Here is a 488-nt window from a genome sequence, read left to right as displayed (position 1 = left end):
GCCCGGCAAGGGTTCAGCCGGTACACTCAGATCCAGCGCCAGCATGTGATCGCGAAAATCGTTCATACGGCCACGCAGTTTCTCATCGCGCGCCATCTCGGCTTCGAACGCCGTCTGCTCGGCAGCGTCCATCAGGCCCAGAACATATTCGCCCACAGTATCCAGTCGATCTTGGGTCATGTCAGACATCCCCGCAATGAAACCAGTCCCCGTCGTATCCATGCCTTGGCCGTTCCAAGCGGCACACCCTGAAAGGCAGCAACCTCGCCCTGACTGTATCCGGCAGCATAGGCCAGCAGGATCGTCCTATTCGGATGAAATCAATATCCTGACCTATGAATCCAATATCGCGCAGGATACCGCGCTTGGCCGGGTGGATGCCTTTGTCATGGACCGCGTTTCGTCGGGGCAGGTGATTGCCGAAAGCCCGCTGCCGCTGGCCTTGGCCGGACAGCCCTTCAGCGAGATCCAGAACGCCTTGCCCTTCC

The 488-nt window shown here is 59.2% G+C and carries 2 protein-coding genes and 1 pseudogene; 1 reads left to right on the top strand and 2 read right to left on the bottom strand.

Annotated features, from left to right (window positions below):
* Positions 1–180: hypothetical protein (locus tag TR36_RS14655; protein WP_202814464.1), on the bottom strand; the 180-nt coding region annotated here is incomplete at its 3' end.
* Positions 177–296, bottom strand: a complete 120-nt coding sequence (locus tag TR36_RS16515; protein ID WP_370553474.1) for a hypothetical protein — start codon at positions 294–296, stop codon at positions 177–179. The genes TR36_RS14655 and TR36_RS16515, both read right to left, overlap by 4 nt.
* 14 nt (positions 297–310) lie before the next feature.
* On the opposite strand from TR36_RS16515, the pseudogene TR36_RS15380 reads away from it, so the two are divergent.
* Positions 311–488, top strand: a pseudogene (locus tag TR36_RS15380) (amino acid ABC transporter substrate-binding protein); the annotation flags it as partial.

This window comes from Falsirhodobacter sp. alg1 (assembly GCF_000739715.2).
In the GTDB taxonomy this organism is placed as follows: Bacteria; Pseudomonadota; Alphaproteobacteria; order Rhodobacterales; family Rhodobacteraceae; genus Falsirhodobacter.
Note: the sequence above shows the minus strand (reverse complement) of the source record. Positions and strands in the feature narration are given on the sequence as shown.